24 protein-coding genes and 1 pseudogene are annotated in these 22662 nt (G+C 62.6%); 13 read left to right on the top strand and 12 right to left on the bottom strand.

Going from position 1 to position 22662, the window contains the following annotated elements; genetic code table 11:
• Positions 1–24: 24 nt before the first annotated feature.
• The 3 genes from ACX4ZE_RS07375 to ACX4ZE_RS07365 all read right to left on the bottom strand — a co-directional run bounded on the left by ACX4ZE_RS07375 (position 25) and on the right by ACX4ZE_RS07365 (position 2107).
• Positions 25–690 carry a histidine phosphatase family protein gene (locus tag ACX4ZE_RS07375; RefSeq protein WP_480272572.1) on the bottom strand — a complete coding sequence of 222 codons (666 nt, stop codon included), beginning with the start codon at positions 688–690 and terminating at the stop codon, positions 25–27.
• On the bottom strand, positions 687–1601 hold the full coding sequence (gene pheA / locus ACX4ZE_RS07370) for a prephenate dehydratase (RefSeq protein WP_480272571.1): 915 nt from the start codon (positions 1599–1601) through the stop codon (positions 687–689). Before pheA ends, ACX4ZE_RS07375 begins: the two co-directional genes overlap by 4 nt.
• 92 nt (positions 1602–1693) lie before the next feature.
• Positions 1694–2107 carry a hypothetical protein gene (locus ACX4ZE_RS07365; RefSeq protein ID WP_480272570.1) on the bottom strand — a complete coding sequence of 138 codons (414 nt, stop codon included), beginning with the start codon at positions 2105–2107 and terminating at the stop codon, positions 1694–1696.
• 562 nt (positions 2108–2669) lie between these two features.
• Here ACX4ZE_RS07365 and ACX4ZE_RS07360 point away from each other — a divergent pair.
• The 5 genes and pseudogenes from ACX4ZE_RS07360 (at position 2670) to ACX4ZE_RS07340 (ending at position 7874) form a co-directional block, all read left to right on the top strand.
• Complete coding sequence (locus tag ACX4ZE_RS07360) at positions 2670–3464, top strand: CPBP family intramembrane glutamic endopeptidase (protein ID WP_480272569.1); 795 nt, start codon at positions 2670–2672, stop codon at positions 3462–3464.
• Positions 3465–3690: 226 nt separating this feature from the next.
• On the top strand, positions 3691–4959 hold the full coding sequence (locus tag ACX4ZE_RS07355) for an LCP family protein (RefSeq protein ID WP_480272734.1): 1269 nt from the start codon (positions 3691–3693) through the stop codon (positions 4957–4959).
• Between the two features lie 10 nt (positions 4960–4969).
• On the top strand, positions 4970–5518 hold the full coding sequence (locus ACX4ZE_RS07350; protein WP_480272568.1) for a ferritin: 549 nt from the start codon (positions 4970–4972) through the stop codon (positions 5516–5518).
• Between the two features lie 71 nt (positions 5519–5589).
• Positions 5590–6138: a ferritin gene (locus ACX4ZE_RS07345; protein ID WP_480272567.1), complete on the top strand. Its 549-nt coding sequence runs from the start codon at positions 5590–5592 to the stop codon at positions 6136–6138.
• A gap of 459 nt (positions 6139–6597) precedes the next feature.
• A pseudogene (locus tag ACX4ZE_RS07340) lies at positions 6598–7874 on the top strand (ISL3 family transposase).
• 807 nt (positions 7875–8681) lie between these two features.
• Here the strand turns inward: ACX4ZE_RS07340 and ACX4ZE_RS07335 are convergent.
• Positions 8682–9605, bottom strand: coding sequence for a DUF5926 family protein (locus ACX4ZE_RS07335; protein ID WP_480272733.1), 924 nt, complete (start codon positions 9603–9605; stop codon positions 8682–8684).
• 248 nt (positions 9606–9853) lie between these two features.
• The gene (locus ACX4ZE_RS07330) at positions 9854–11230 is read right to left on the bottom strand and encodes an IS1380 family transposase (protein WP_480272566.1); all 1377 of its coding nucleotides are present in this window, start codon (positions 11228–11230) and stop codon (positions 9854–9856) included.
• A gap of 292 nt (positions 11231–11522) precedes the next feature.
• Between ACX4ZE_RS07330 and ACX4ZE_RS07325 the strand changes: the two genes are divergently transcribed.
• The gene (locus ACX4ZE_RS07325; protein WP_480272565.1) at positions 11523–11663 is read left to right on the top strand and encodes a hypothetical protein; all 141 of its coding nucleotides are present in this window, start codon (positions 11523–11525) and stop codon (positions 11661–11663) included.
• Between the two features lie 184 nt (positions 11664–11847).
• On the opposite strand, the gene ACX4ZE_RS07320 is transcribed toward ACX4ZE_RS07325, so the two are convergent.
• The 5 genes from ACX4ZE_RS07320 to ACX4ZE_RS07300 form a co-directional block, all read right to left on the bottom strand.
• The gene (locus tag ACX4ZE_RS07320) at positions 11848–12480 is read right to left on the bottom strand and encodes a nuclease-related domain-containing protein (RefSeq protein WP_480272564.1); all 633 of its coding nucleotides are present in this window, start codon (positions 12478–12480) and stop codon (positions 11848–11850) included.
• A gap of 143 nt (positions 12481–12623) precedes the next feature.
• Positions 12624–12782 (bottom strand): hypothetical protein, encoded by a 159-nt coding sequence (locus ACX4ZE_RS07315; RefSeq protein WP_480272563.1) that lies wholly within the window; start codon positions 12780–12782, stop codon positions 12624–12626.
• A gap of 92 nt (positions 12783–12874) precedes the next feature.
• Positions 12875–13642 (bottom strand): glycerophosphodiester phosphodiesterase, encoded by a 768-nt coding sequence (locus tag ACX4ZE_RS07310; protein WP_480272562.1) that lies wholly within the window; start codon positions 13640–13642, stop codon positions 12875–12877.
• Entirely contained in the window at positions 13639–14697 is a 1059-nt protein-coding gene (locus ACX4ZE_RS07305) for a DUF4328 domain-containing protein (RefSeq protein WP_480272561.1), read from the bottom strand. Before ACX4ZE_RS07305 ends, ACX4ZE_RS07310 begins: the two co-directional genes overlap by 4 nt.
• 20 nt (positions 14698–14717) lie before the next feature.
• Entirely contained in the window at positions 14718–14981 is a 264-nt protein-coding gene (locus tag ACX4ZE_RS07300; protein ID WP_480272560.1) for a rhodanese-like domain-containing protein, read from the bottom strand.
• A gap of 548 nt (positions 14982–15529) precedes the next feature.
• Here ACX4ZE_RS07300 and ACX4ZE_RS07295 point away from each other — a divergent pair.
• The 7 genes from ACX4ZE_RS07295 to ACX4ZE_RS07265 all read left to right on the top strand — a co-directional run bounded on the left by ACX4ZE_RS07295 (position 15530) and on the right by ACX4ZE_RS07265 (position 20660).
• Entirely contained in the window at positions 15530–16141 is a 612-nt protein-coding gene (locus tag ACX4ZE_RS07295; protein ID WP_480272559.1) for a hypothetical protein, read from the top strand.
• A 140-nt stretch (positions 16142–16281) separates the two neighbouring features.
• Entirely contained in the window at positions 16282–17418 is a 1137-nt protein-coding gene (locus ACX4ZE_RS07290) for an RNA-guided endonuclease TnpB family protein (RefSeq protein WP_480272558.1), read from the top strand.
• Positions 17419–17609: 191 nt separating this feature from the next.
• Entirely contained in the window at positions 17610–18233 is a 624-nt protein-coding gene (locus ACX4ZE_RS07285) for a superoxide dismutase (RefSeq protein WP_480272557.1), read from the top strand.
• 199 nt (positions 18234–18432) lie between these two features.
• Positions 18433–18960: a peptidase gene (locus ACX4ZE_RS07280; RefSeq protein WP_480272556.1), complete on the top strand. Its 528-nt coding sequence runs from the start codon at positions 18433–18435 to the stop codon at positions 18958–18960.
• Between the two features lie 206 nt (positions 18961–19166).
• The gene (locus tag ACX4ZE_RS07275; RefSeq protein WP_480272555.1) at positions 19167–19598 is read left to right on the top strand and encodes a hypothetical protein; all 432 of its coding nucleotides are present in this window, start codon (positions 19167–19169) and stop codon (positions 19596–19598) included.
• 45 nt (positions 19599–19643) lie between these two features.
• Positions 19644–20105, top strand: a complete 462-nt coding sequence (locus ACX4ZE_RS07270) for a hypothetical protein (RefSeq protein ID WP_480272554.1) — start codon at positions 19644–19646, stop codon at positions 20103–20105.
• A 150-nt stretch (positions 20106–20255) separates the two neighbouring features.
• Positions 20256–20660 carry a hypothetical protein gene (locus ACX4ZE_RS07265; protein WP_480272553.1) on the top strand — a complete coding sequence of 135 codons (405 nt, stop codon included), beginning with the start codon at positions 20256–20258 and terminating at the stop codon, positions 20658–20660.
• 218 nt (positions 20661–20878) lie between these two features.
• Here the strand turns inward: ACX4ZE_RS07265 and ACX4ZE_RS07260 are convergent, their stop codons facing one another.
• On the bottom strand, positions 20879–21640 hold the full coding sequence (locus ACX4ZE_RS07260; protein ID WP_480272552.1) for an ESX secretion-associated protein EspG: 762 nt from the start codon (positions 21638–21640) through the stop codon (positions 20879–20881).
• Between the two features lie 23 nt (positions 21641–21663).
• Positions 21664–22662: hypothetical protein (locus ACX4ZE_RS07255; protein ID WP_480272551.1), on the bottom strand; the 999-nt coding region annotated here is incomplete at its 5' end.

The following is a 22662-nucleotide window of genomic DNA, read 5'->3' as shown; positions in this document are numbered from 1 at the left end:
TGCCGACCGCACTGGGGCGCTTGCTCACCCCATCGGATCATCAGAGGTGGGCGCGACCTCGTATCCGAATGGTGGTGTGAATCTGCCCCAGCGGATGCACTCCCAGCCGTTGTCTGATGTCGGTACCAGCTCGATGGTCTCGGTGTTGCCCAGATGATTGTTCGTCGTAAACGGCGGTTGCACATCGGTGAGCTGGCGACACACCAGGCGCATGGCGGCGCCGTGGCTGACCACCACGACGTCGCCCTCAGCGTCATCATGCGAAAGATAGGTTTCCCTTAGCTCCGCGATCGCAGGGAGAAAGCGATCCAGAACATCTCGGGCGGATTCTCCACCCGGTACCCGCAAAGTAAGATTCCCTTCGTGCCAAGATCGATAGATCCGCTGGAAGGTCTGGTGCGCTTCTTCGGTGTGCGCCCCTTCCAGGTCACCGACCTGTACCTCATGCAGGCCCGCCAACACTCTGGCGGCCGCACCAGTCGCCGCCTCGATGCGGTGGGCCGTCTGCCGAGCGCGTAGCGCTGCTGAGGAGAACAACGCTTTCGGTGGCCGGAGCAGGCTCTCGCCGAATATCTTTGCTTGTACCGCACCGCGTTCGGTCAGTGGCAACCCTGGCACCCTGGTATCCAACAGTTTGGCGACATTGCCTTGGGTTTCTCCATGCCGGACCAGAATCAGCCTGCCGGTCATAGGTCCGTCGTTCCCCTTTTCAGCTGAAGCAGCCACTCCGCCGCCTCTTCGTCCGATGGTGGTGGCGTGCCAGTCGCTGTAGTCGCAGGCCATGACCCTAGAAAGCGGACTCGTGCGGTGCGGTGCAGCGCCTTGAGCGCCTCGGCCACCGCCGTGTCGTCTATATGGCCCACACAGTCGAGATAAAAACGATAAGTGCCCATGCTGGTTCGGGTAGGCCGGGACTCGATCCTGGTCAGATCGATACCCCTGGTAGCAAATTCCGCGAACGCGCGCATCAACGAACCCGGTTCATTGGGCAGTTCCAACACGATCGAGGTACGGTCCGCCCCGGTCGCGGGCGGCGCCGCGGCCGGGCGAGTGCACAGCACGAATCGCGTGATCGCCTCCGCATGGTCGGCTACGCCGGAGGCCAGCGCGATCAGCCCCAAGCGCTCTCCCGCTAGTGCGGTCGAGACGGCGGCATCCGCGCGGCCCGCTGCCACGTCTTCGGCTGCCGCGGCATTGGACGCTGCGGGGTATGGCCGTACCTGCGGCAAATGCCGCGCCACCCACAACTGCACCTGAGCTGCGGCTACCGGATACGCGGCGAGAGTACGCACACCCGGCAGCATCGTCCCCGGCCTACCGAGGATCGTGAAGCTCACCTCGAGTTCGGTTTCGGCGATGATCTGCAGCCGCGGACCGATCGCCAACGAGTCGAGCGTCGCTGAGATCGACCCCTCTACGGAGCTCTCGATCGGCACCACTGCCCCGTCCGCCTCACCGGAACGAATCAAATCCAATGCGGCCCCCTGGCTGGGTGCGGCCACCCGCTCGACGGGTCCGTGGAAAGCTCCCGAGGATTCGAACTGAGCGAGGGCCATCTCAGTGAAAGTTCCGGATGGCCCGAAGTACGCGATTCGCGGCACGGCTATGAGATTACTTGCGCGCATGCCGACTCTGTGCACGGACTACCCAAGCGGGCCTGTCCCCCGTGCGCTCCGCGCTCGCTGAGCGTAGGTCAAGTGCCGATAAGCGGACTCAGCGCGTCGATCACCTGGTCGATGGCCTCTGTCTCGATAGCGAGTAGCACCGACCGAACCGCTTCGACAGCCTGTGGTTTCAGCGAACTCAGAAAGAAGACGTCGGGGTCGCGCAGGGCCGCGCGAATATCGTCGCCGCACAGCGCGGCTGCCGTGGCCGCGACAATGGCCACGGCACGCGCACCGGATGATGTACGCGCGACGAAACCGGTGTCGGTATGCACCGCACGCGCGAGAAAATCGGCGATTTCCGGGTCTGGTACATCCAGATCCAAGATCGGCGACGCAGCGCCCGGCCCGATAGCGCGGACCAGCCCGTCGATCAGACTACGCCGCGGTGGCGCCGACAGCATCACCACTACCGGTTCGGTAGTTTCCGGCCCTTCCAACACACTCTCACCGTAACAACTTTGCTCCCTTGTCCAGCGGCTGCGCGTTTCGAGCAAGAGATCACACAATTTTACTCAGATGTATTAGGTTAGACTAAACTAATGTAACTGAGTGCATTATCCACCACGCGGAGGTTCGCATGCCGCGTCCGGCCCCACCACACCATCTATAGCCGGACGAGTGCGCAGCGTATGCGCCCATACGGAACAAGTGATGCTCGGACCCTCCGACCACGCGCCCTTGCCGCTACGCGAGCTGATGTGCACGCTGGTCTGGCTGCGCGGCTGGGCGGTAGCGGAACCCGAATCGAAGCAACGCGCTCTGTCCGGCAGAGTGGCTGCGGAGCAGCCCATCACGAACTACTCGCGACGTCGGTTTCGGCGCCACGTTGCTACCGGTTGATAATCAGCTCTGCTATGGTGCCCGACTCACCCGGAGCGGACTCAGTGTGCAGCGACGAGTCGCGGTGGGCGCTGCCGGACTCGTTCTGAGACGGCCCGCGCCATAGCTGATCCGACACTGACCCACTGCGCACCTATACCGCGAACGCAATAGATTCGACCCATGTGTGTGGAGTCCGGTGCCGCAGGGGACAAAGCCGAGCCGGCGGATCGGAAGCGGCTCATAAGCACCCTCGAAATCCTTGTGGTGCTGCTCGTCACGTTCGGACTCAGCGGGCTCAGCGCCACGCTCTCCCTGATAGAAAGCGCGCTCGCACCAGGAGGGGTCGGGGAGCGGACCGTCGCACTGAACCCGTCACGATCCACCCGATCAACCATCGATCTGCTATATCAGCTGCTCGGCGTGCTGCGACTGACCGGATGGGCAGCATTGGGACTCTATCTGCTGTGGCGCGGCGGCATCGGACCACGAGCAGTCGGACTGGCGAACCGGATTCGATGGCGCACGGATGTACTGCCCGGCATTGTGCTTGCCGCTGTCATCGGCATACCAGGCCTGGCGCTGTATCTTGGTGCGCACGCCTTGGGGATCAATGTGACGATCGTGCCCGCTTCGCTCGGCGACCATTGGTGGCGGCTACCGGCACTGGTCCTGTCGGCCTGCGCGAACGCGCTCGCCGAGGAAGTCATCGTGGTGGCGTTCCTACTCACCCGGCTACGCGGGCTCGGTTGGTCGGCGAACACCGCACTGTTGGCCTCAGCACTGCTACGCGGCAGCTATCATCTATACCAAGGGCTGGGCGGCGGGTTCGGTAACCTCGTCATGGGCCTGATCTTCGGCCGCTACTGGCAGCGTACGAACCGACTGTGGCCGTTGATCCTCGCCCACGCGGCGATCGACGCAGTCGCCTACATCGGCTACACGGTACTGCACAGTCATGTTTCGTGGCTGCCGTAATACGACTGCGCTCCAGAAATACGACTGTGTTCCGGAGAACGGTAACGTCCCGGCCCGCTCAGCGAATTAAGCAGCAGGCCCCGGTTGCCCGATACCGACCTTCGGCACCCGACGACGCCCGATAAGTGGAGTTTTGGTGATGAACGGCGATAACTCCCAGCGCAATGCACAGAAGCGCCGGATGCCGCCACCTAGCAGGTACGGCGAGCCCCCGATGCGGCGCCGTATGCCTGGTCCCGGTGGTCGGCCACCGGTCGAGCCCACTCAGGTGCTGCGCCGGGATGGGGCGCCTGATCCTTACACACCGCCGCTGGCGTACTCGCAGGCTCCGCCACAACAGCCAGTGCGCCTGCCGCCGCAGGCTGGCGCACGTGCCCCCACCCGACGTCCGGCACCCCGCCGCACCGGTCCGCCCTACGCGCCCACTCAGCGTCCGGTCCGCTACGGCGGTGGCCCGCCGCACGCACCAAGGCAGCAACCGCGACCATATCGTGAAGCCCCGTCGCGGCCATCTCGGAGCACTAGGCGAACGTCCCAGGTGGCACGACCACGCCGCAAACGACACCCCCTCCGCTGGTTGTCGGCGCTCTTTCTGGTGCTGATCCTCGCTGCCGTCGGCGCTGTCCTCCAGGTTGACCGCTCTCTCAATCGCGTCTCCGCACTGGTGAACTACTCTCGGAGAGTGGGCGACACGCCGGGAACGAACTGGCTGTTGGTCGGCTCTGATGGACGCGGCGGGCTGACATCCGCACAAAGACAGGAACTCGCCACCGGCGGTGAAGTGGGCCCCGAGCGCACCGATACGATCATGCTGGTGCATATCCCCGCGTCGGGCCAGAGCACCCTGGTCAGCTTGCCGCGCGATTCCTACGTCAGCGTTCCTGGTTATGGCAGAGACAAGCTCAACGCCGCATTCGCCTTCGGCGGCCCCACTCTGCTCATCCAGACCGTGGAGATCGCTACCGGCCTGCATATCGACCATTACGCACAGATCGGTTTCGGTGGCTTCTCTGATGTGGTCGACACACTCGGCGGTATCGACGTCTGTCTACCGAAACCGATAGATGACCCGCTCGCCGGGATCGACCTGCCCGCAGGCTGTCAGCGCTTGACCGGACCACAGGCGCTGGGCTTCGTACGCAGTCGTGCCACTCCACGCGCCGACCTGGACCGGATGAACAACCAGCGGATCTTTCTGGCCGCCCTGTTGAAGAAAGCGACCAGCATCGCCACCATGGCCAATCCGTTCACGCTCTGGCCGATGACTGCTGGCATCGCACAATCACTGAAGGTCGACAATGGCGACCATATCTGGGATCTCGCCAGGCTGGCCTGGGCGTTGAAAGGTGGCACTGTCACCACGACAGTGCCGATCGGCGGCTTCGCCGATACCGACAGCGGCAACGTCCTGTTGTGGGACAAGGCCGAAGCGAGCCGGTTCTTCGACGCGCTGGCCAAAGACCAACCCATCCCGAAAGACCTACTGACGCGGTAGCGTCGAAGCCATGTCCGATACCGATGTGGCTCAGCCTTTCCCCGACTTGCTGCGCGCACAGATCGGTCATGGGTTCACCGCCGCCCAACAGTACCTCGCCGCTGCCACGTACTTCGACTGGAATCGTTTGCCGCAATTGGCCAAGCACACGTACGCACGCTCGCGCGAACAGTACGCGAATGCCTTACGCATGGCGCAATACCTGCTCGACCGGGATATCGAGGTGCGCATCGGCGGGCTGGGCGATATTTGCTCGACCTTCGACAGTCCGCGCGCTGCGACAGCGTTGCTGGTGCAGACCGAGCAGACTTGCAGCACACAGATCAGCAGCTTGGCACGTGCTGCCCGTGTATCCGGTGATTATCTGGGTGAACGATTCATCCAGTGGTTCACCGAAGAACAAGTGAAAAACGTCGCTGAGATGACTACGCTGCTTGCTGTGCTGGACCGCTCTGACGGCCGGATGTTCGACGTGGAGGAATTCGTCGCGCGCGAGCTGCATACGCGAGTGCGCAACGATATCGCGGTGCCGAAGCTGGCGGGTGCCGCGAAAAATTAATTAGGCAATACTAGCCTCAATAAGGCTAAGCTTGGATGACATACAGCTGGACTAACGCTAATGTTATTTTTATGTCCAGCCATCCGGAACCCTCGCACAGCAAATTTCACAGCCTGTTGCATGACCAGATCCGGCAGGAATTCAATGCCGAGCATCAATACATAGCCATCGCTGTGTGGTTCGATAATGCGGACTTGCCACAGCTGGCCAAGAGGTTCTATGCGCAGGCGGTCGAAGAACGCAATCACGCCATGATGATCGTGCAGTACTTCTTGGACCGAGATATCAGCATCGAAATCTCCAGCGTCGATGCCGCAAAGTCCCGATTCGAGAATGCCCGTGAACCGATCGCACTGGCACTCGCTCAGGAGAAAACCGTTACAGAACAGATCATCCGACTAGCCAGCACCGCCCGCGAAGAAGGTGACTACCTCGGCGAACAGTTCATGCAATGGTTCCTCAAGGAACAAGTCGAAGAAGTCGCCGACATGTCCACCCTGCTCACTATCGCCGACCGCGCCGGATCGAATCTATTCGACCTGGAAGAATTCATTGCCCGGGAAATGAGCGCCCCTCGCGACACCTCCGGTGCCCCCGCCGCAGCGGGCGGGACCCGCTGACCACAACTATCGAAAAGAAGCGGGCCCAGTTCCTCACACGAAGAACTGGGCCCGTCACCGCATACGAGTAGCGGACTTACTCCCTTACGAACCGAGCAGTGAACCGAACAGCGACTCGAATAGGCTGCCGAACAGTGAGTCGAAAAACATTCCGGAAATACTAGAACTCATGCGATTCCCTACTTCCTCGTTAGTTCAGTGAAAACGTCCTCACATACCACCGAGTACACACCTCCAGCTGCGGTGGCAGTAAGAACCTAACCCAGCCGAACTATGATTCCGCACAGAGTTCTCTGAGAAATTCCTGGGCTCGAGCGCAGAACAACCTGTGGCAACCACACGCTGTCATTCGAACACGACTCACCCATCACGGACACTATGCCGGCTCTTCCGACTTGATGGGGGTCTGGTGTCACCGATCGATGGCGTGTCGGTGACTGATCGAGGGCTCGCGCCACTGTGAACTGGGTGTTCCCTACGCAACCAGCCACAGGAGGGCGCGAGCGTGTCCAAGGATAGTTCACTGCTGCTCGGGCTCGATGGTATTGCCGTGGAAACGGTGTACACCAAGGGTGACGGTAGGCGGGTGGTGGACGCGCGGACCGCACCGGAGTGGGTCGGGGTATGCCCTGGCTGTCGGGTCCACTCGACACGTTCCAAGGGCTGGGTGGTGACCAGGCCCCGTGATGTGAAGATCGGCCCGGACCGGCCGATGATCCGGTGGCGCAAGCAGAGATGGGTGTGTGGCAACGATTCCTGTGCGAGGAAGACCTTCACCGAGGCAGTGCCCGACGTGCCGCCACGCGCCCGGATCACCGTGCGCGCCAAGACCGAGATGGCGCATGCGGTACTCGATGACCTACGACCGGCCTCGGCGGTCGCGGCCGCCTACGGATGCTCGTGGAACACCTGCCATGAGGTGGTGATCACGGTGGCCGACGCCGGCTTGGATGACGAGCCGATACCGGTGCGGGTGCTCGGTATCGACGAAACACGCAGAGGCAAAGCCGAATACGAAGTCGATACCGAAACCGGGAAACGAGTATGGGTGGACCGGTTCGACACCGGGCTGGTCGACATCACCGGCCACGGTGGACTGTTGGCGCAGGTCAACGGACGCACCGCCGAGACCGTCACCAAGTGGTTCGATGCCCGCCCTGCCGCCTGGCGCGCCGGTATCACGCATGTCGCGATCGACATGTCCGCCGGCTACGCCAAAGCCGTCCGCGCCGTCCTGCCGCACGCCCAACTCATCGTGGACCGCTTCCACCTGGTCAAACGCGCCAACCACGTGATCGAGCTGGTGCGTCGCCGGGTCACCTGGGCTCACCGCGGCCGACGTGGCCGCACATCCGATCCCGAGTGGATCAACCGCCGCCGCCTGCTCCGCGGCGCCGAACGCCTCACCGACGATCAGCGCACCCGCCTGATAACCGCCCTCGATACCGCCGACCCGGGCGGGGACATCTTCGCAGCCTGGATCGCCAAGGAACTTCTTCGACAGGTGTTGGCCTGCACCGCAAACGGTGGCCACCGCCACGACACCGATCATCACCGCAATCACCACCGGCCTGTCCAACGCCCGCAGCGAAGGCTACAACCGCATCGTCAAACACGTCGGCCGCATCGCCTTCGGCTTCCGCAACCCCGACAACCAACGCCGCCGCATACGATGGGCCTGCACCCGCCGATCCCGGCAGGCGCCCACCCAGACCAGACAACTACACCCCTGCTAACTCGGAAGAGCCACTATGCCTGGGCACGGCCAGCGCTGACCGGCATCTCAGCCGTGAATCGGTGAACTATCCGGCTGAACGATTCACCAGTGGTGCACCGTGGAACAGGTGAATAGCATCGCCGAGGCAGCCACACTGTTGGCTGTACTCGACCACACCGACGACCGACTGTTCAGCACCCGCCAACTGCGCTCGCGGCACCTACTCACAGCACCGCCTCGGACCCGGAATCCTCGCGCAGCAAATTCCACAGCCTGTTGTGTGCGATCGGACCCGGCAATAATTCAATGCCGAGCAAATTCAATGCCGAGCACTAATATAGTAAGGTATGATAATGTAGATTTGCCACAGCCTGTCGAGCTGCTCTACATGCGAGCGGTTGAAGACCGCAATCACGCCGCAATGGTCGTACAGTACTTCCCGGACCGAGATATCGACATCTATTCGATCGTATCCACGAATAGATAGCATTGACACTCGTCGGGGAAATGAACACCGCTCGACACTTCCGGAGCCTCGCCTCAACGGACGGAACCCGCTGGCACTTCTCTTCCCGAAAGAAGGCGGGCCCAGTTCTTCACACAATGAACTGGGCCCGCCACCGCATAGGGGGCTATGCTATCCGCTCATAGAGCTGAGCAATTGGTTGAGCAACAGCTTGAGCAGAATATTCTCCATACTTCCCTACTTCCACATCAATCCGGCAAGGCCGCCCTCACCTCCGCCTGCCGTGGCGGTAGCTGAGAATCTAGCCCAGATGGCGATGAAAAACTATAGTTTTTCACAAATTTCCAGAAAAACTTGTACTCAGCGCAGCGTGACCTGACGCGACCGCAAGCCGTCGCGTGAACGCCGCTCGTCGACTGTCAACGGATCCGCACTGGCCAACGCCTCACCCAGCCGCGCGCTGAACTCGATGGCCGGTTTCACCCATTCATCGGGGTGCCGCTCGCGGTCCAAGTCGAACACCGGAACGAGCACACCATGGGTGCGAAACGATCCAGCAAACCGTGAGCCCTCGCCGAGGTGCAGGCCTCCGGCGGCGTGCAAACGAGCCAGGGCAAGCATCAACTCGTCCTCGTCCTCGGGCCGAACCCAGCGGATATGGGCTTTTTCACCTGCGTCCACCCACCAGGCCGCGCCGATCGCGTCCTCGTCGAGACCAAGCCGTGCCGAGGGCATGATCGCCTGCTCGGCCTGTTCTATAGTCGCCGCGACTTGCGAGTCGGGCTCGACTCCTGCCGGAACCCACCAGTCGAAGTCCTGGTGAACGGTCAGGTCCAAAACGGCGGTGGGATCGATGACCTCAGCCAGCTTCGGACCACCCGCGGCGCTCTCCGCGGCAGTCAGAGAATCACCGGGCTCGGCGGCCTGCGTCCACAGAATCGCGGCGGCCAGATCGGCGGCTGGATCGACACCCTGGAACTGCACCTGCGTACCGACATAGCCACTGGGCTCAGCACCAGCACGCACCAGCGCAGCCACCGCGCCGGGCAGCACAGTAGCGAGCATAACCGGACGCTCTGCCGCGACCACCGGCGATAGCGTCAGCCGCGCAGTGGCCGAAGGAACGAACTCACGCAGTGCGACCAGATCGCACTCCGCGGCAAGTCCTTGAAACGGACGTGTAACGGCCTGCGCCGTCTGCTCTAGCGCTGCCCGCCGATCGGCTAGACGCTGCGCCCGATTCCCGCCGGGCTTAGGACTATTGCGCTTGCTCTTACCCACGATGCGGCATCGTAGCAGGTAGGGGTTCGTTTCCCGGTTCTGACATGCAAATTTGCTTCCCGGCCGTGCCATGATAATCCAGAAGTTTCATGCGGCTAGCGGTCTGGCCTGATCGCATTCCGATTCGCCGGTTTCACAACTGTTCCGGTCGTGTGTCCGTGTGACGGGTCGACCCGGTCAACTGGTTGGCTGCTGGGTTCCACCGCCCGGAGAGCGTGCTTTTCTGGTCGTTGGGTTGGTGTGGGTGCTGGTCAAGTGGCTTGCAGTCGGTCGGTGGCAGTCATGATGTGGGTAATCCAGGGCCAGTGGCGGGAGAACCGGAGGTGGGTGCGACGGGCGTGGCGGGCGACCCGAGCGCCGGCGGAGAACAGTAGCAACCGCAGCGTTTTCGGTGCCCACCGTCGTGCCGGAGCGGTGTCGAAGGCCAGTAGTTGCATCCATGTGATGAGTTCGGGAGCCAGACAGGCGTTCTCGACCCAGATCCGGTTCTGGTCGAACCCGTGCAGCGGCAGTCCGCGCAGGCCGGTGTCCTTCATCGATTTGATGCGGTCCTCGCAGCGGGCGCGGCGGTGGTGGCGCAGTTCCAGCATCGGGAGCTGCCCGATGTGGGTGTCGGTGGTGAACGCGGTCAACCGCAGCCCGTAGCGGTCGGTGAACCGCAACTGGGCACCGGGATGCGGATTCTCCTTCCGCACGATGACGCGCATGCCGGGCGGCCATCCAGACAGGTCGATCAGGCCGGTCAACTCGACGACCCAGGCGCCATTGTGGACGTCTTCGTCGCTGTCGTAGGCCGGTGTCCACGCATCGGTGGGGATGGAAACGACTGCGGTGGCGGTGGTTTCGGTGAGTGTGCACCCGACCGAGTACTGCAGCCGCCGGTTGGTGAGATGTTCCACGAAGTCGTGGGTGCCGCTACCGGAATCGGTGCGGACCAGCACTTTGCGCATGACCCGGTAGCGAGGCTCGAACGGCAGCTGCCCTAACGCGCCGGGCAGGACAGTCTTGTGGTCGGCGGCGGTGTTGGATCCGGCTTTGCCTTCACGCAGGTTGATGACCAAGGGTTCACCGGTGCCGGTGGCTCCGTGGTCGGGCCAAGCGCAGATCGGGTGGTGGCCGTAGGTTTTCTTCCACGTAGCAGTGGCGGCCTGTTTGTCGGAATGGGCGATCACGATGGTGGCGTCGATGTCGATGGTGAGCGGGTTGGTCGCGGTGACGGCGTGGTCGGGGGCGTGCTGGCCGGCGGCATGACACCCCTTCTTGCAGGCCTGGGCGCGGGCGGATCTCAACGCGGCCAAAGCTTTCGGTGTGTCGGTGGCGAGGGTGGTGATCAGCCGGGACACGGTCGGGTCGGAAGCGACGTGGCCGAACACGGCGGGTTCGGCGCGCAGCACGCTGATGTCGGAGAGGTGTTCGCCGCCGTCGGCGAGGTCGAGGTCGAGCAGGAACTTGCCGGGATCGTGGACGGCGAGGGATTTGCGCCATGACGCCAAAGCTGTCGATAACCCGCTGGCGAGGCCGGTTTTCTCGGCAGTCCGGTTCATCAGGGTGAGTCCGGCGTGTGACACGACGCCGGTTTCGGTGGCGTCTGCGGTCAGTCGGGGATAGGGCGAACTATGCTGTGACACCTGAAAGGTGCTCCTGAACTGTGTGAGATTCCAGCCTTAGACAAGCGGAACTCTCCCAGTTCAGGGCACCATTTTTCGTCAGCGGCACACCACCGGATCGTCAGTCGGACGAAATCTCTGGGTTAGCGAGTCAACAGCGCGAGTCGGAGGGGTGATCCGATGATGATCTCAGTGAAAGCTGGGGCCCATCGTCGTTCCTCTGACTGAAATCACCGAAAACCAGCGCACCACAACCGAGTTCGCGACGTAAGATGGTTTATCACGACGAATCCGAGAGACCGTAGGTGCCGGTGTGGCCAGCGCCGTTGCGACGCCACTCGCCGCTACACTCACCAACTTACCGCCACGCACTCTTGCGCTGATCCAGCCCGCCATCGACACCGCACAAGCCGAACTCGACCGGCTCCTGGATCGACCAGCCAAACGAAAGTGACTACTCGATCAGATCAAGACCTGACCCTGTCGGTGTCTGGTGTGAGAGTGCCGGATATGTCGATTCACGATAATCCTGCTTTCGAGAACCCCAGCGCCAAGATCGTTTCCGATCAGCCGGATTGAAACTGTTTCGGCTAACCAACGGTCGGAGGGATCAGGAACTCAACGACTGTTGGTTACCCCTAGTAATGGGTTGGTTCGTCGAGTGCGGAGGCGATCAGCTCACGACGGCCGTCGTAGAGGTATGACAACCCGAGTCGGGTGATCAGAGTGTCGACCCGTTGAGCGGTCCACTGCACTTTCTGGGTGCCGAGGCGGTGCAGATAGTAGCGGAACACGTCGAAGTCTTCGACGATGATGTCGGTCTTCTCCGGATGAGCGTGGGTATCCAAGGACGGAACATCCTGATCGGGCAACAGCATCACCAGCACCAGTCCGTAGACGAAACATTTTTGGTGGGTGACGCGGCTGGCCCAGTTCTTCATTGCCAGAGTGTTTGTGCGCACCTGCTTGATCGGGTTGTGGTCGTAGCCGTTACCGTAGATGTCGGCGATCTGGCCGTCACTCATCAGCCACGGACCGTTCGGCGGAACCACCAGCGTCCCGTTCTGCCTGCTGCGGAAACCCTTGACTTCGACGACGATGCACCGTTGCCGTGTCCAGATCAATGCGTCGAGCTGACGCGTACGTCCTCTGCTGGGGATATCGATATTGAGCAGCGCCACTCCGGGCTGCGCCGGACTCCACTGGATCCACTCGGCGAACCGCTGCTCCGCTGGGGATAGCTCCATGACCTCGTTGATCAGCAATAACACAACGACCTCCCCTGACTGCCCATACGCTCTGTCATGGTATCCGCTGTCACGAACCGGCGCAGTCGACGAGTTCTATTGATTGACAAGCGCTCCCATTGAGAAGAAGTTGGCCGGTCCCCGATGGCTGGACCAAGCGGTCCCATTCACAAGGACAGGCCACGGGCGTGGCGAACGGCCAGTTCCGGGATCTGTTCGGCGAAAGTCCGCCTCGCGCAGCCGGTATTCTCACAGAACAGCCGCCACATACGCAGGCGGATCAGCACTTCGCGAACCGCCACCACGGTATCGGACGGGACAATCACGCAATCCGTGCCAGATCCACGATTCGGCCGACATTGACACGAAGAGATTCCAGGAGTGTTCGGCCACAATCAATTCAGTGGGTCAGGACCGGTCATACCGAACTGATCAGCGATTTGGTGCGTCCGGGGTGATTGGTGGCGATCCAGCTGACACCTAAGTCGGCGCACAACTGCACATCGTCGGGTTCGTCGACGGTCCAGCAGTAGGTGGCCCGTCCTGCCGCGGCAGCCCTGTCGACCAGCTCGGGATGTTCGCGCAGCGTCTTCACCGAGGGGCCGACAGCCGTGGCGCCGACCGTCGTCGCGGCGGAACCACCCAGGTAACGCGACGACTCGCCGAGTAGAACGGTAGGCAATAGTGGCGCGGCGCGGCGGATACGCCAGACCGCCGTGGCCGCGAAGGACATCACTACGGCGCGGGAATGGTCGGCCGAGGCGGGGGTGGCGATGCCGAATCGCTGGAGCTCGGCGAGCAGCTTGTTCTCCACCAATGCGCCATAGCGGACCGGGTGCTTGGTCTCGATGAACAGCTTGGTCGGCCTACTCCGCCAGTCCAGCACCAAGGTGATGAGTTCACTGAGTGTCAGCACCTGGGCAGGCGAGCCATCGACGCCGAAATCGAGTATCCGCAGTTCCTCGAGCGTCATCTCGCTGACCAGGCCACTTCCCGAAGACGTCCGGTCGACAGTACGGTCGTGCAAGCAGACCAGATGTCCGTCCCTGGTCAACCGGACATCGCATTCAACCCCGTCAGCGCCTTCTCTGAGCGCCAGTTCGTAGGCATCGAGCGTGTGTTCTGGTTGCGCCGCCGAGGCGCCTCGGTGCGCGACGACGAATGGCGCGCGACTGCCCTGGCTCACTTGGCCACAACCTCCCTCTGCTCACGGTTCTCGACACCGTTGTCCACCGCGGGTGTGCCGATCGCCTCAGCAGGCACCGGACCCGCTCGGTGGTCGCGGTCGCCGGGATGTACCGGTTCGATCATCGGCACGATGGGATCGACCGCGATCAGCCAGCGACGTTCAATTCGGCGACGGCCGCGCAGATTGCGCCCCTCGATCGTCCGCAGCGCCCACAGGGTCAGTAGCGCGACCGTCGCGGCTACCGCATCGATCAACGAGGCGAACAGCACCCCGTCTGCCTCGGCCTGCAACGAATCCGCGCTTCGCCACAAAAGCCCGGCCGCTGCGACGCCACCACCGAATAGCCAGGCTGCCCACCAAATCCGGATCGCACGCCGCGATCGCGGATCGTCCCGCAATGCGGCAACCTCGCTCAGAAAGACCCCGGGCCACAATAGATTGACCACTGGAATCAGACAGCCGAACGCGAGCATTCGCAGCGAACGCGGATCGCGCCGACCCGTCTCGGCGTACGCCGCACGCCTGATCTCGACCAGCTTTCCGAGCACAGCCACAGCTGCCACCAGCGCAAGCACGAGCGCGAGCACTCCAGTACCGATAACGAAAGCATCCGAAGTGTGCAGCACCATGGGAGGAATCAGGCGTGTCCGATTGCGCAGCAGAACCAGATAACGCCCTATTTCAGCGAGTGCCGCGATCACAAAGATCGCCGCGGTCGCTACCAGCAATCCTGCCACCGAGCCAGTCAACTTGCTGAGCGGACGACGCGGCGTCGCCGCGATCTGTGGCAGCGGATCGCTCAGCCCCCAGCGAGGAATCCTGGTGTAGCGGGGCGGGCACGCCCCGGCAAGCGGGCGAACGGGCACGGGCGCATGGCGGGTGCGACGCTCCGGGGCACGTGCCACCCAGCGGTAGTTGCGGCGTTCGACAGGAGCATCGATCGGCGCGGGCGAAAGGAGTACCCCACGGCAGCGCGGACACCAGTGCATCGGTGCCCCCTGCACGCTCCAGCGCGCGCCGCAGCGCGCACAAGGCTGCACCACTGTACTCACCCGCGCACCTCGTTCTCTCGTCAATAGATCTTCGCCTCGTGGTCACCCTCGGCAGCCAACGGGCGACCCACCCGCTGCCACTCCACCATGCCTCCGATGACCTGGCTGGCTTCGTAACCGATCATCGGAATATGGATCGCACCCGGTGCATGCCCGAGCTGCCACTCTTCGATCTCGCGGAGATCCAGCAACATCGATCGCAGCGCATCGGCCTGCACCGCTACGCTGTCGAATTCCGCAGGCACATGCTCCACAGTGACCGAAGGAATATGAGGGCTCGTCACAGAGTCGATCCTGCCATGGGCGCTGGCTGCCGCGCGTTCTATGCCCATAGCGAAACCTCCTCGGCCTCCTTCGGCTTCTCGCGGGCACCCCGCAGGGAGTTACCCGCGAACCCGATTCATGGCGAGCACATACCTCGCACACCACGGATAGTGAATAACACCGATGAAGTTATCCACATAATCCACAAGCTGATCCACAAGACTCATACGCCAGCGGACGCGCTGGAAACAAACTCGCGAACATACAAACGAGGAACCCAGCAAGCCCTTTCCATGACCCTTCCGGAGGTTCCGAACCACACCGCTGTTCACTTGGAGGTTCCCCAGAAGCATCCCGGCGTTCCGTAGGATCGAGCGATACGAATGACCGCTCCGGGACTCCCCTCCTTGATCCATCCCGGAACGGCCATTCGTCGCCCACCTAAGAACCTCCGGCCGAACAGGTTCCGATACCTACTTGGACGGGGCGAGGAAGCAATCGGTTCCACCAAAAAGGGAGAAGTCGCAAAATGCAGAGTTACAAAAGACACAGTCGGTAGCCTGAAGCTATGAATGCAAACAGGGGGCTACTCGACGGAATGGACACCACAGGCCTCGATACCGCACTGTCGGAGGCCACGTGCCTCGGCCTCATAGTGGATGAGGCAACCCATCAGCTACGACTCGATCTCGAGGTACTGACCCTTCCTGAGCACGGGACGGCAGCCGCGGACCACCAGATCCAGGTGACATTCACCGGCGTGAGTCGGATAGCCGCGTCACTACGAGCCCAGCACTGGGACGATATCGAGCCCCAAATCCTGCCGCTGCGACTGGACCGCTTGGACGAGGCCGTGCGTAGTTTCGGCGGCGCCCGGCTGCACGGCTGGGAGTTCATCGATCTCGACGACAGCGGCTGGGCATTGTGGGGCGAACTGCTCAGCTTCGATGCCGAAATCAGCAATCACGAATCCGCGCATGTTCTGGAGTTCTCCCAAGAGGAGGGCATCAACCCGCGCGAGCTGGACGTCCGGGTCTGGTTCGACAACATCACTGTCCACGACACGCAAGGCAAACAGATCCCACTGGCGGATTTCATCGCGGGCGGCGCTCGCTGGTGGCAGGCACACGACACAGGCGACCCATTGGCGACTCGCCCCGGTATCGCTCCACCGCTGTAACGGCCGGTGCACGCAGGAAGCGTCACAGCCACCGCGTATCCGATGTGCGTGGTGACCGCGGTTCGCCGCGCGCGGTCGCCCGCCGGGCGCGGCATGATTGGCACATGGGTGTGACAAATTAGCGTGCTACTATGTCAATTATGCGAGTAGTGAAGCGGGCATACCGGTACCGCTTCTACCCGACCAGCGAACAGGTCGATCAGCTCGCACGCACGTTCGGTTGCGTCCGCTACGTCTACAACCGGGCGCTCGCCGAGCGCTCTCACGCGTGGACCCAGCAGCAGCGCCGTATCGGCTATGCCGAGTCGGACAAGATGCTCACCGCGTGGAAACGCGATCCCGAGACCGCGTGGTTGGCCGAGCCTTCGAAAGGTCCATTACAAGCGGCATTGCGGCAGCTGCAAAGCGCTTACGACAAATTCTGGCGCAAACAAGCCCGGTATCCGAGATTCAAGAAGAAAGGAAAGTCGAAGGAGTCGGCGACCTACTTCTCGAACTGTTTCGTCTACCGCGACGGGCAACTGAAACTTGCCAAACACCAAGAGCCTCTGGATATCCGATGGTCGCGTCCACTGCCGGAGGGCACGCGACCCTCGCAGGTCACGGTATCGCGCGACAGCGCGGGCCGCTACCACATCTCCCTCCTGGTCGAGGAGGTGATCACCGAGTATCCGAGGGTTGATTCCGGGATCGGCGTGAATGCGGGCATCACCAGCCTGTACACGTTCTCTACCGGGGAGAAGGTGTCCAACCCCCAGCACGAGCGCAAGGACCGCATCCGGCTGGCGAAAGCGCGGCGGGAGTTGTCGAAGAAACAGAAAGGCTCGGCCAATCGAGCGAAGGCACGCCGGAAGGTCGCGAGTATCCATACGCGGATCGCCGATCGGCGCCGCGACCATTTGCACAAGCTCTCGGCTCGTGTGGTGCGCGAAAACCAAGTGATCGCCATCGAGGATTTGAGCGTACGCAACATGGTTCGAAACCAGCGTCTGGCGCGGGCGGTTTCGGATGCGTCGTGGTCGCAGTTCCGCGCGATGTTGGAGTACAAGGCAGATTGGTACGGGCGTACGGTGGTCGCGATCGACCGGCTCTATCCCTCGAGCAAGACATGCTCGGTGTGCGGCCGGATCAACGACACGCTGCTGTGGAGTGTGCGGGAGTGGACCTGCCCGTGCGGTGTTGTCCACGACCGGGATGTGAACGCTGCGAGAAACATACATGCCGCTGGGCTGGCGGTCATGGCCTGCGGAGATGGTGTGAGACCGCCCCGCAACTGATGCGGGAAGGCGACCGTCGATGAAACAGGAAACCCCTGTCGTGAGACAGGGAATCTCCACCTTCCAGGATGGAGAGGAAGTCAACAGAATGGGTAGGCATCGATCCGAGTTGGAATCGACTGGGTGTACGAATGATGGTTGGTTGCGCTCAACACAACAAGCACAACCAACCCGACATAGGAAGGGACATCGTGGCTGAGTACACGCTGCCAGATCTGGATTACGATTACAGCGCCTTGGAGCCCCACATCTCCGGGCAGATCAACGAGATTCATCATTCCAAACACCATGCCGCCTACGTCGCCGGCGTGAACTCGGCGCTGGAGAAGCTCGCGGCGGCTCGCGAGGCCGGTGACCACGCGGCGATCTTCCTGAACGAGAAGAACCTCGCGTTCCATCTGGGTGGCCATATCAACCACTCGATCTGGTGGAAGAACCTCTCCCCCAACGGCGGTGATAAGCCGGTTGGCGAGCTGGCCGCGGCGATCGACGATCAGTTCGGCTCGTTCGACAAGTTCCGCGCCCAATTCACCGCGGCAGCCAACGGCCTACAGGGCTCCGGTTGGGCGGTACTCGGCTACGACACTCTCGGCCAGAAACTGCTCACCTTCCAGCTCTACGATCAGCAGGCCAATATTCCGCTCGGCATCATCCCGCTGCTGCAAGTGGATATGTGGGAGCATGCCTTCTACCTGCAGTACAAGAATGTCAAGGCAGACTACGTCACCGCGTTCTGGAATGTGGTCAATTGGGCCGATGTGCAGGATCGGTTCGCCAAAGCGGTTTCTCAGACCAAGGGCCTCATCTTCGGCTGAGCCGGCTCGGCACCCCGATCGGGTCCACGAATCCATCGCATGGCGTGGTTTCGCGGGCCCGATCTGCCTCCCTGTCTGTCACCGGCCATCCGATTAGCACTCTTCGATACTTGTGTGCCAGGTGATTCATGGTTCATATTCGGGAATCCACAGTAAGAGGACGGTCAAAGCCGCCCCGGTTTCATGACGGGAGGCAGAAATGCGTACGAACGAACCCATCGGCATCACACCGTTCCACGCACGCGGGTCACTACGCGGTTTCCTCATCTCCGGCCGCTGGCCGGAAACCACCAAGGAATGGGCCCAAGTGCTCGTGCTCGCGGTTCGGGTGGCCACACTACCCGGACTGTTGTCGACCTCGACGGTGTTCGGCGTGCGCGAGGACCTGCCCGATAACCCTGAGCCCGGCACAGTCGGCCTGGTACTGGCCGAAGGCCCCATACTCGGCGACGAAGCCCTGGAACCAGGACGGTTCGCCGCACACGTACCCCCAGCCCTGCTGATGCTGCACCCTCCGTCCGAAACTCGTCCTTCGCTGCCCGAGTGCGCGGGCGCCGCCTCCGGCTGCGTCCTGCTGCCCGGCGTCCCACATCTGGGGCTGGAGCACCGCGCCGCCTGGGTCGAGGCGGAGTCCGACGGGACAGTCACCTCGCTGGTCAGCCGGGTAGGCCTCGACCCGATCAGCGATCCCGACACCGCGATTCTGGCCATGCTGCTGGCCGCGTGAACAGCCGCATCGCCCGAGCTGGGGACCGGTGCCTGCTGGGTCGGCGCCAGCGACCATAGCGCGCTCGGCACGTGCCTGGAACAGAACCGGTTCGCCCACCACTGCGCTTGTTTCATAAATTTTCTTTGTGAAACACGTGAATTTTGTATAGGTGGTCCTCTACTGTGTGCCTCCTATCACAGTTGGGAAGCACACAGGAGTACTTCATGCCCAGCACTACCACCACTCGCCGGGTCGGCACCGGGCTAACCAGCCTCGCCGCGACAGCAGCCGTCGTTGTTCTCGCAGCACCCTCAGCACAAGCCACCGTCAAAAGCTTGACGATCTCCGGCACCGACCACGTCGTCGGCACTAGTTACGACCTGGAAGCCACCGTCGGTGGCCTGTCGTTCGGCCTACCTGTCACCTGGACCGACAACGGCGCCAGAATCGGTGGCCCCAATGTTCCCTGGCCACCGGGCAAAGCCAGGCTGAAGTGGACCCCGGATTCCCCCGGCGAGCACATCATCACCGCCACGCAGGCCGGCAGCACCCAGTCGATCATCGTCAACGTCCGCAATCCAGGCGGCGGTGGTGGCGGCAGCGGAAGCTTAGACGCCGGAAGCGCCAAAGGACTCCTCGGCGGCCTGCTCGGCTGACCCTCCACGAACCAGCCCCCCCTTGCAACAAAAGAGGCCGCAATCATGTCCGTGACAAATGTGAAACATGCACAATCCACAAAAGGACGCACCCGAGCCCTTCGCGCGGGCACCGGAATCACCAGCTTCGCCGCGATAGCAGCCACCGTCGCGCTCGCAGCACCCTCGGCGAACGCCGCCGTCTCTTCGGTATCGGTAACCGGCACCAACCACACCGTCGGCACCACCTACACCATCACCGCCGAAGTCAAAGGCCTTATCGCTATGCTTCCCGTTTCCTTCAAAGACAACGGCGTCGAGTTGAAAAACTCACCGGTAATTCCGAAAGGGATGGCAGTGGCGCTGATCGAATGGACGCCGAGCAGCGCCGGCAAACACACCATCACCGCCTCGCAGGGCTCCAGCAGCAAGTCGATCATCGTCAACGTCCGCAACAAACCAAGCAAACCAGGCGGTGGTGCTAACACCGGAAGCGCCAAAGGAATCCTCAGCAGCCTGCTCGGCTGACCCTCCGTGAACCAAACCCCCTTGCAGCAGAAAGAGGCCGCAGTCATGTCCGTGACAAATGTGAAACACACACAATCCACAAAAGGACGCACCCGAGCCCTTCGCGCGGGCACCGGAATCACCAGCTTCGCCGCGATAGCAGCCACCGTCGTGCTCGCAGCACCCTCGGCGAACGCCGCCGTCTCTTCGGTATCGGTATCCGGTGTTCTCCACACCGTCGGCACCACCTACACCATCACCGCCAAGGTCGGCGGCCTCTCCGGCGGCCTGCCCGTTGCCTTCAACGACAACGGCGCCAAGTTGGAAACCTCACCGGTATTTCCGAACTTGCTGACAAGAACGGCGAAGATCGAATGGACGCCGCGCAGCGCCGGCCGGCACGTCATCACCGCCACACAAGGCTTCAGCACCAAGTCGATAGCCGTCGAGGTCCGTCAGCGATCGCCCATCACCGGCAGCGCGAGCGGCGGCAGCTCAAATCTCGGCAGCGGCAGCGCAGGCAGCGCCGGAGAGTTCCTCGGCGGAATGCTCGGCGGGATGGTGGGCAGCAGCTGACCTGAAACCTGACAGATGCGCAGCGCGGCGGCTCGGACACCACAGCGGCTCCACCACCGCTGCGCTGCGGACCATCGACCTGGCGCGTACCGCGCATACGGGTCAAGACAGCATCAGATAACACGATCACCTCGTTGGTCGAATCAGCCTCGCTCCGATCAACGATCCCGACACCATAATTCCGGTTGCGCAGCCTGCCCGGTGAGTACGGAACCTGTTCACCAGACAGTGGGCTCGTCTACCCGCAGACAATGACGGGCATGGTCGATCCAAGTGGTGAACTCGGCGGCGAAATCCGCGGCGATGACGGGGCGGATATCGATGTGCTCACTGGTACGGCGTTGCACATAGCGGCCGTCGTCGGTCACGTCGACCCATTGCATGGAATGCCACGGGGCGGGGCGCTCGAGAATGTGACCGACGAGCAGGCGGGCATTGCCGCCACCGTCGATAGGGCGGTGCGTCAGCGCCTCGTACTGTTCTCGTGGGCTGCGCCGCAGGTGATACTCCCGATCGCTCCGGGAGTTCAAGTCGCACAACGCAAAGGTCGCTGCGGGCTGAGTACCGGCCGGACAAGCAGGCAACAGCCGAGCCAGGCGCTGCGGTAGCTGATCGGCCGGAAACAACCGGCCGTGGATGGGGCCGTCGATATCGTCGATCGCGGACTGGGCCAGCACCACACCATGGTCGGAGGCACAAGCGCCGACCACGCGGTACTCACGCATAGCACCGCGATCGGTAGCCGTTGACCCGCCGCGGATTTCGATGCGGAGCTGTCCCCTGGTGAGGGTGTGGAAGGCCAGCAGGATCAATTCCTTCCGCTCCTCGTCTGTTGCGGCAAGCACCCGCGCCCGGTGCGCGTCGTAGGCGTCCCTGGACTGGTATTTGCTCAGAAAGCGCAGTGGACGAGGGAAGCGATCTATTCCGTCGTTATACCAGAGCGCGGCGAAATCATCTGGTTCCCATACCCATTCGGACATCGGCTGGTGATACTCCTCGTTCGTCACGACTGTCGCGGCGGTTCAGCCGCCTGCGTGTCGGCGCCGATGATCCCGCCAGGCAAGGTTTTCGGTGACTCGCCGAGCAGCTCCTCGGTATTCTCGGCGGTGATCAGATAATCCGGGGTCTTGTGCGTATCATCGTCTTCGCCCCGGCCCACTCCAGGGGCTCCCATCATGCCAGGTATACCGGTCCGGCCCGCCGAGGCAGTCGAGCCCGCGCCGGTAGCGGTCGGGTTGGTAACACCGGGCGGTCCGGAGAAGCCGCCCCCTGGCCGCGGTGCCAGAGGCGGCGCACTCGGTCCACCGAAGCCGTTGCCGCTACCCGTACTGCTGCCACTACCGACACCGCCGAAACCACCGCCGCTACCGAAACTGCCAGACGGCCCGAACGAATTCCGATCCAAGGTAGTGGCAGCGGCCGGGGTGGTGGCAGCGGCCGAGCCGGTGGCAAGAGCTGGGGTGGTGGATTGATCGGTGGGTGTCGAACTGCTCGAAGTGGTCTGCTGCCGAGCGTTCGGATCGCTCGGGGAATTCTTTTCCGGCGCCGGGTTTCCGGCAGCGGCCTGCTCCTCCGGGGCCTTACCAGGAGAATCGGCTGAGGTACCCACGTCGTTGGCGCCGCCATCCGAACCGCCAGGGAAACCACCGCGGCCGCTACTGAGACCACCTGTTCCGCCACCAGCACTGCTGAGGCCGGTGCTGTCCGGAAGGGGACCATGCAGAGGGGCGGTGGGACTCACTGCGGCGGGGAGCACGGGAATCGCCTCGTCCGCAACGGTGAACGGAGCGACATAGTGATTGTCCATCACCTGACGGGCTTCCTCTTCCGCGTCGTCACGCTCGTCGTTCTTCAGGCCGAACCAGGTGCTCGGCGAGGTCCAGCTGAATCCATCGACGACACCAGGCAGTTTGTCGTTGGTCATGGTGATCGCCTGCACTGTTTCGTGCACCCGGTCGGACAATGTCTCCAGCGCGGAGGACAACTCGATGGCACGCTGCGT

Source organism: Nocardia sp. TBRC8007 (assembly GCF_056629435.1).
The sequence above is the reverse complement of the archived record's forward strand: the minus strand, read 5'-3'. Positions and strand labels throughout refer to the sequence as shown.